Source organism: Methylorubrum sp. Q1, from assembly GCF_004683995.1.
In the GTDB taxonomy this organism is placed as follows: domain Bacteria; phylum Pseudomonadota; class Alphaproteobacteria; order Rhizobiales; family Beijerinckiaceae; genus Methylobacterium.
Genome location: NZ_SRHQ01000030.1, coordinates 46,822 through 55,097 on the forward strand (window position 1 = coordinate 46,822; position 8,276 = coordinate 55,097).

An 8,276-nucleotide genomic window follows, 5' to 3' on the forward strand; every position below is an offset into this window, starting at 1 on the left:
GTGCGCGTCGCGATCCTGACGGCGGCCGCGGCGCTGTCCACCACCGTGGCCCTCGCGGCGGAGGCCGATCTGCGCCGCTCAGAGTCCTTCGACGCGATCCAGGACAGGATCGAACGGTCCGTCGCCCTGTTCGGGGAGATGGCGAAGGTCATCACGCATCCGCGCTGCATGAACTGCCATCCCGCCGATAACATCCCGAGGCAGGGAGACGAGCAACGACTTCACAGTCCCCCAATGATTCGCGGCGGCGAGGCCAGCTTCGGCCCGTCCGGCCTGCACTGCAATTCCTGCCACGGTTCCGAGAACTTGGCGGTCGTTGGCCACGACAAGGACATACCGGGACACGACCCGTGGCAATTGGCGCCGGCTAGTATGGGCTGGATCGGGCTGTCGGTCCACGAGATCTGCGTGCAGCTCAAGGACCCGGCCCGAAACGGCAACCGCTCGCTGGCGGACATCAGTAAGCATCTCGCGACCGATGGTTTGGTTGGCTGGGGCTGGCGTCCCGGCAAGGGTCGGGAGGCAGCTCCCGGGACCCAGGAGATCCTCGGCGAACTGACGCAAGCCTGGATCCAGACCGGGGCAGCCTGCCCGAAGTAAGTGATCCCGAATGGACAGCGCCATGACAACGTGAGGGTTTCACAAAACCGGAAAACGCGCATGCGGGCCGGACCGAAGCGACGGGAGGACGTCAGGCTTCGCCCTCCTGCCTCTGGTCGGGACGTCGCTCCTCCTCGGCTCTTTCCGGGGATCCGCCTGGCTCGGCGTACCGGTACCGCTGCTGTTCGGCCGAACCCTCGTCGAGGCGGCAGCGCTGCGGAAGGATCTCGCGGGATACCAGGACGACACGCGCATAATCCGTTGCCGGCTGGTGCCCGTCTATGAACGTCGCGCCGAAACGATCAGAGAAGGGAATCCTCGCGTGAGCACCACGAATGTTGTTCTCGTCGCCGGCATGCACGGCGTGTCCGGCAACGCGGCAGCCAGAGCCTGGGCCAACACCTCAGATGCGACCGTGTACGGCCTGTCCCGCCGTGACGCGCACCTCCCCGAAGGTGTGGAGGGCATCAAGGTCGATCTGCTCGACCGCCACGATGTCGAGCGCAAGCTAAGCGGCCGCCGTGACGTCACGCACATCGTCTTCGCTGCCTACATCGAGAAGGCGAGCGCTGCCGAGCGCTCAGAGATCAACGTGGCGATCTTGAAGAACCTCGTCGAGGTGGTCGAGACAGTGTCGCCAACGCTGAGGCATGTAACGTTCTACCAAGGCGGCAAGGCGTATGGCTCCGACCTTGGACCTTTCAAGACGCCGGCCCGCGAGGACGATCCGCGCCTCATGTCGCCGAATTTCTACTACGACCAGGAAGACTTCCTTCGACGTCAGCAAGCCGGGAAGGCGTGGCATTGGACGGCCCTGCGCCCGGAAGCCATCATCGGTTATGCAACCGGCAACCCGATGAACCTGGGCATGGCAATTGCCGTCTACGCGGTCATCTCCAAGGCGCTCAACATTCCCCTGCGCTTCCCCGGTTCGCCGGCAGCCTATGGCGCCCTCTATCAGGTGAGTTCAGCGGACGTCGTGGCAAAGGCGACGGTATGGGCAGGGGCCACGGAAGCTGCCCGCGACAATATCTTCAATATCACGAATGGGGATCAGTTTCGCTGGCAGCACATGTGGCCGCGCATTGCCAAAATGTTTGATATGGAGGTCGCCGATCCGGTTCCGATGCCACTCACCTCCTATATGGCCGACAAGACAGAGCTCTGGAGCGAGATTGTCGCTCGGTACGATTTGCTTGGAACGCCCTATGAGAAATTGGTTTCGTGGGACTTTGCGGATTTTATTTTCAACAGTGGCTTCGATAATGTGTCGAGCACAATCAAGGCGCGCAAGGCAGGATTTGTCGAGTGCATCGACACCGAGGATATGTTCCGAAATTTTTTCGCGTCCTTGCGCAACAGGAAGGTCATTCCTTAGCATTACAGTCGCATATCTTCTCTGAGGCGCTGCTGGTGAACAGCCGCTTGACGGGCGCGTCGCCGAGCCAACGGGGCGATTGACTTGACCGGCTGGCTTTGGACACGGCCGAGTGAGAGAATGAGCAGGACTGAAGGAGCTGGACATTGATCCTCCCTCGGCTTCACGGACATCTCTGATACGCTCATGCTGAGCGGGGAAGGGGTCGGATGGCGAAGACGAGACGCGAGTTCAAACCCTAGTAGGCCGAGCGGACCGCGAGCTAAACTCCCCGTGCTCGCGGATCCAGGGGAGGCTTACTGGTCGCCGTCGTGATTGGCCGGACGCACGCCGGCTGCGGTCGCAATGAGAACGGCCTCGGGCAGCGTGCGGACCCCGAGCGCCTCCATGACCCGGGCGCGGTGGATCTCCACCGTGCGCGGGCTCAGGCCCAGCGTCCGGGCGATGGTCTTGTTGGTCCCGCCCGCCAGCAAACCCTCCAGCACCTCGCGCTCGCGCGCTGAGAGCCCTGCGATGCGGCTCCGGCCCTCGTCCCCCCCGCGCTCCCGATCCGCCTCGGCGTGGAGCTCGGCGAGCGCCGTTCTGACCGCGAACAGTACGGTGTCCGGCGACCAGGGGGCTTCGAGGTAATCGACCGCCCCCGCCTTCATGACGCGGATCCCGAAGCCGGCATCGCCCCGGCTCTTGCCGACCGCCACCACGGGCAGGTGCGCGCGTGCCGCCTTCAACTCGCTCAGGGCGGCGAGGCCGCTGGTGTCGCCCAGGTCGAACACGACGCAGCCTGGGATCAGAGAGCCCGCCATCTTCAGGAACACCTGACCGTCCGCAAAGGCGCGGACCTCGTAGCCGGCGGCCTGCAGGGTGCCGACGAGGCCGCGCCGGGCGTCATCCTCGGCCGCGACCACGTAGGCCCGCAGGCCCGTGTTGACGGTGACGTCCTGCGCGATCCCGCCCGCGGACCGGATCCGTCCGTCGGGGCCCGGGATCGGGAAGAAGGTGTCGCGGATGCGACGCACCGCTTGGTCGGAGGCGCGTTGGATGCGGTACTCCAGCAAGAGCGTCTCGCCACCGCCGACGCGCTCGATCGCCTGCGCGGCGGCCTCGCGGTCCTCGGGGTGAACGCTCACGAGCCAGCTCGCGAGGTCCGGCATGTCCTCGGGGCGCATCCCCCAGACCTGCGCGAAGGCCGAGCTGAGGTAGTCGAGCCGCCCACTCTCCAGGTCGGCGAGCCAGAGCACGTCGGCCGTATGCGCGGCGAAGCGCCGGAAGCGCTCCTCGCTCTCGCGAAGGGCCGCCTCGGCCTGATGGCGTCCGGTGATATCGAGGGAGACGGCAAGGCCACCGACAATGGAACCTGTCCCGTCGCGGGGGGGCGCTGACGACGTTGTGTACCCATACGGCCGAGCCATCCGGACGCAGGTAGCGCTTCTCGATGGTGAAGGATGCGCCGTCTACCATGGCGCGCCTGTAGAGGGTTTCGTTGAACGCCCAGTCGTCCGGGTGAGTCAGCTCCTCCACGGTGCGGCAAAGCAGATCATCGCGCGTGCGCCCCAGGATCTCGCAGTAGCGGTCGTTGACGAAGCTCATCCGATGGCCGCCATCGACGATGACGATGCCAGCCTCAGCTTGCTCGGCCACGGCCCGGAAGCGCTCCTCACTCGCGCGCAGGGCCTCATCCGCGATGCGCCGTTCGATCAGGCCTGCAGCTTGCCGATGCTGCGCGATGATGATCGCTGCGGTCTTGGTCATGGCCGCGGCGAATTCGTGATCGCGGGGCGTGGCCGCACGCGGCTCGCGGAAGTACACGGCGAAGGTGCCAAGGACCCGCCCGACTGCGGTTTGTGTCGGGAACGACCAGACGGCACGGAAGCCGTATTCTTCGGCCAACCAGAGCCATGGCTGCCAGCGTGGCTCCTCCCTCACGTCGACGGTGATGACCGGCTCACCGGTGAAGACCGCCAGACCGCATGAGAGCGAGTCCGGCCCGACCTTGATGCCATCCGTGACGGCCAGGGCGTAGGGCTCGGGCATGCCTATGACGTGCTGCAGTCCGGCGCCGCCTTGATCGGTCAGGTAGAAGGCGGAGCGAAGGTCGCCGCCGGACTGGGAACAGGCCGTGTCCACGAGGATGCCCAGACACTCTGCGAGCGGCGCACCGTCAATGGCGGCCTGAAAGGCTGCTTGCTGCGCCGACAGCCATGCCGTGTGCTCAACCAGACTACCGAACGCGTGGGCGCCGTCCAGGGCACGCAACACGTTGGTCGACATGTCGCCCGTGGTCATCCCAGGCACCTCAAGCGGCCAGCAGCGTGTACCGAGCGCCGGCGCGAGCTGTATGCGCGGAAGCCCCAACGTTAGGTGTTCTTTGTTAGGCCTCCTAAAGCGGACTTAATATCACTTAGGACAGGAACGCTTTGGCATCTCGGTCGGCGTCCAGAAATCCGTCTTGCCAGTTGAAGCTGCGCGCTCTGCTATTTGCGCTGTCGAGCGGCAACGCGCCAACGGCCAAGTCTAGCAAGCTCGGCTTTGAGAGGCTTTCGCCCGAGCAGCAGCGCCACCGGTTTATCAAAGCCGCGTGGGAGGCTGGTGCCGGCGGGAATGAGGCCGACTTCGATGCCGCGTCGAAGCGGATCGCGAGGCCGAACAAAGCAGCACCAACATGTGAGCCCGGTCAGCTTGACCATAGCGGTGGTCGATCAAATCTTGCCGATACGCATCATTTATCAACGACAGCTCAAGTGGGGTCCGTGTTCAGTGGCCGCGGCCAGATTCAGGAAGCCCACTGGGCATGGTTCAATCCGCGAAAGCCGCTGCTTCAACCGCGAGCACCCAGCATCGGGCCACCCCAGCCCTCGGCCGCCGCGAAGGCGCGTCCGAGGCGTTCGCGACACCGCACGGCATGCAGCGGGTAAGCACGTGACGACAATCGTCACGCCTTGCTCGGCCAGGGCGGCGCACAGTTCATGCAGGCAGATCGTGGGCTGCGCCTCGTCGGTCGCGCGGATCGGGTGAGCGGGCGCCTCGATGGCCCGTGGACGCTGATCACCGCCGCGTGGCCGTGGCGCGACCCGGCCCTCCTGCCGTAGAGCCCCGCCCAGCGACTGGCGCACGACGCACTCGCCCCGAAGCGGGTGGCCGCGCTGTGGCAGGAAGCTCCCTCCGCCATCGCGGTGACGACGCGCTCACGGAGATCGATCGAGAGGGCTGACGGCATCGAAGCCTCCTGGGCCCATCAACGCCCTCACCTATGGCTAAGGAGGCCCCGTCCGCCGCGGGCTGGGAGTATCGTCAGCCCTACATCCACAAGGGCGGCCAGCCCCAGACCAATCCGAAGACCGGCACTTGAACACGCATCGCAAGGCGATTCGGTTCGCCACACCGGAATCCTGACGTGTGAGACGTCCCCACGAATTCCATCCCTTTGAGCGCGGGCGGGCAGCCCGACTGCCAGGACGCGCCACGCATGAGCGAGGCTCCGGCCCAACAGGCATCCCGGACTCAAAGCATGGGAAGACGGCGCGGTCGCGGTCCGCGCGGGAACGCCGCATCGAGCCGAGCGAACTCGGCGTCCGTCAGCGCGAGCGCGCCGGCGCCCGCGTTGTCGGCGGCGTGCTCGGGGCTGGACGCCTTGGGGATCGTGAAGGTGGACGGCCGCCGCACCAGGAACCGAAGCGCGACTTGGCGTGCCGTCGCGCCGTGGTTGGCTGCGATACTTTCCAACAGGCGACCGCCTGGCGTGTGCGGGCTCGGGAAGCTGCCATGACCGAAGGGGCTATAGGCGACGACGGCGACGCCGTGCGCCTCGCACCAAGGCTGCACGGCGTGCTCGATCGCGCGCTCCTCCAGATGGTAGAGCACTTGGTTGCAGGCCATCCGGCCCTCGCCCCCGGCTTTCCAGGCGGTCTCGAGCTGGGGTACGTCGAAGTTGCTCACCCCCCAGGAAAGGATCTTGCCCTGCTCGCGAAGCCGCTCGAAGGCGGCGAAGGTGTCCTCAAGCGGGTGCGAGCCGGGCCAGTGCAGGAGGTAGCAGTCCAGCCTGTCTGTGCGCAGGCGCGCGAGCGAGCGCTCGCAGGCCGCCACGGTCCCGGCCCGCGAGGCGTTGCTGGGGATGACCTTGGAGACGAGGAAAACCGCATCGCGCCGTTCCGCGATTGCCTCGCCGACCACCGTCTCGGCGTCGCCATACATCTCGGCGGTGTCGACATGGGTCATGCCGAGGTCCAGGCCGCGGCGCAGCGCGGCAACCGCGGTGGGCCGGCGCGCGTCGTCGATGTACCACGTTCCCTGGCCGATCACCGCAACCGCGCGCGGCACGGGTCCAAACGGGCGCTGCTCCATGCTCTTCCCTCCTCGCGAAGACGGCGCGTGCTCCGCAGCGCCGGGTGTGACGGCCTGATCACCCCCTGGACGAAGGGCAGGATGCGCCCCTGGAGAAGCGCGCCGACGGGAGGGGGTATACCGCATCGGCACGCGCAGGCTTGCGCCGGGCGGTTCCTACGGCGCGAACACCGCGCGCGCGCAGCCGTCCGTCCTGTGCTTGAACATGTCGTAGCCCCGCGGTCCGTCCGCGAGCGACAAGCCATGGGGTGGCGAAAGAGGCCGGGTTGAGTTCGCCCTTCTCGGCATGCGCGAGCAGCCGGTCCATGTAGGCCTGCCCGTGCTGCTGGGTGGTGCGCACCGTCATATCCTTGCTCATGATGACGCTCATCGGGAATTTGTCGATCAGCCCGTAGGCGCCGAGCACCGACAGCGTGCCGCCCTTGCGGCATCCCATGGCGGCCTCGCGGAGTGCCCGGCCGCGGCCCGTCTCCAGGCGCAGCGCCTGCTTCACGCGGTGATAGGCGTATTGGGCGCCGGTGCCGTGCGCCTCCATCCCGACAGCGGCGATGCAGGCATCCGGCCCGCGCCCGCCCGTCATCTCCTTCAGGGCTTCCAGGACGCCGTGCACCTGCGTGTCGTCGATCGTCTCGGAGCCGGCGTGGTCGCGTGCCATCTTCAGCCGCTCGGGGAAGCGGTCGATCGCGATCACCCGCTCGGCGCCCATCAGCCGCGCGCTCTGCTGCACCATCAGGCCGACGCCGCCGCAGCCCCACACCGCGACCGTGTCGCCCGGCCGGATGCCGCAGAAATCGGCGGCCATGTAGCCCGTCGGGGCGGCATCAGAGAGGAACAACGCCGTCTCGTCCGCGACGCCGTCTGGCACCTTGAAGCAGTCCATGTCGGCATGGGGCACGCGGATGTACGCCGCGTGGGATCCCGCATCCCTCCCGAAGGCGTGCGTGTACCCGTGGATGCCGGCGGTCGGGTATCCCAGCAAAGGCTCCCGAAGTTCCGGCTTCGGATGGGTGCCGTCGCAGAGCGAGAAGAGCTTCTCCTGGCAATACCAGCATGCGCCGCAGGAGATGAACGAGGGGACGACGACCCGGTCGCCGTTCTTCACCCGTTTCACCTCCGGCTCGATCTCGACGACCTCGCCTATGAACTCGTGGCCGATCACGTCGCCGGACCCGGCGTTTCCCGCGCGCCCGTCGAAGCGCGATCAGACTCCCTTTGGTCGCACGTTCTACCGTTACCGTATCGATCAGCCATGAGCGCCCCCTGGATCGGATTGCCGCGACAGGCCGGCTCGCGTGATGGTCAGGCGGGGCGTTGGGATGCGGCGCGACCGGCTCTGAACAGCCCGACCCATTCGCGGTTGGAAAACAGCGGCTGGAGCCCGTTGGTTTGCCGAGGGGTTTCCCTAGGGAAGTTCCCGGCATTGGCGCGCGTCCGTACGCCCCCGACGTCATCCGCGCGATCATCCACGCTTCGCGAGGCGATCCGACGGCTTCAATCCGGTGGCGGTCACCATCGCCACAGATCGACAGCCTCGCGGCGTCGCGGTTCATCGAGCGGGTGTCAGGAGGCCCGGGGCGGCGTCTGCGGCGTCTGCGGCGATGTCTGGAGCGCTTGTATCGTCCGGGATGTCACGTAGGACGGATCCGGGTACCACGCCGGACGGCCGACGCCATCTCGACTTGTCTTGAAACAGAGGCCGAGGGTGTCTGCGAACGGCCGGGAGACGTTCGACAAAGCCCCGGATAGCGCGCAGCGGCGGCGGACATCCGAGAGTCGGACGTCGATCGAAGCGCCGGCCCGGGGGTCGCGCCCGCGCTCGTGAGCCTTTCGCCGGCGCGGCGACGTTCGGTGTCCTGCGGAAGAGGACGGATCGAGGGACAGTGTCATGGACCAGCCGAAGCCGAGAGACCTCGTCGGGATGGCTCGATCGGGCGCGGGACGGCCGGGCTACGTCACGGTA

General features: G+C 66.8%; 6 protein-coding genes and 1 pseudogene. 3 read left to right on the forward strand and 4 right to left on the reverse strand.

From position 1 onward, the window contains the following. Complete coding sequence (locus E4V01_RS22295; protein WP_135299869.1) at nt 1–600, forward strand: Isoquinoline 1-oxidoreductase subunit; 600 nt, start codon at nt 1–3, stop codon at nt 598–600. A gap of 322 nt (nt 601–922) precedes the next feature. Continuing rightward, nucleotides 923–1,978 (forward strand): SDR family oxidoreductase, encoded by a 1,056-nt coding sequence (locus tag E4V01_RS22300; protein WP_245517649.1) that lies wholly within the window; start codon nt 923–925, stop codon nt 1,976–1,978. Nucleotides 1,979–2,274: 296 nt separating this feature from the next. Here E4V01_RS22300 and E4V01_RS22305 read toward each other — a convergent pair whose 3' ends face one another. Together E4V01_RS22305 and E4V01_RS26745 are read right to left on the reverse strand one after the other, a co-directional pair. Further along, nucleotides 2,275–3,387, reverse strand: coding sequence for a LuxR C-terminal-related transcriptional regulator (locus E4V01_RS22305; protein WP_135299870.1), 1,113 nt, complete (start codon nt 3,385–3,387; stop codon nt 2,275–2,277). 19 nt (nt 3,388–3,406) lie between these two features. After that, nucleotides 3,407–4,261: pseudogene (locus E4V01_RS26745) on the reverse strand (GAF domain-containing protein); the annotation flags it as partial. Nucleotides 4,262–4,941: 680 nt separating this feature from the next. Between E4V01_RS26745 and E4V01_RS26750 the strand changes: the two are divergent. Beyond that, a complete protein-coding gene (locus E4V01_RS26750) occupies nt 4,942–5,064 on the forward strand; it encodes a hypothetical protein (protein WP_371688538.1) in 123 nt (40 codons plus the stop codon). A gap of 412 nt (nt 5,065–5,476) precedes the next feature. On the opposite strand, the gene E4V01_RS22320 is transcribed toward E4V01_RS26750, so the two are convergent. Continuing rightward, nucleotides 5,477–6,316 (reverse strand): aldo/keto reductase, encoded by an 840-nt coding sequence (locus E4V01_RS22320; protein ID WP_135299873.1) that lies wholly within the window; start codon nt 6,314–6,316, stop codon nt 5,477–5,479. A gap of 58 nt (nt 6,317–6,374) precedes the next feature. Next, nucleotides 6,375–7,475 (reverse strand): zinc-binding dehydrogenase, encoded by a 1,101-nt coding sequence (locus E4V01_RS22325; RefSeq protein ID WP_245517651.1) that lies wholly within the window; start codon nt 7,473–7,475, stop codon nt 6,375–6,377. Between the last annotated feature and the right edge of the window lie 801 nt (nt 7,476–8,276).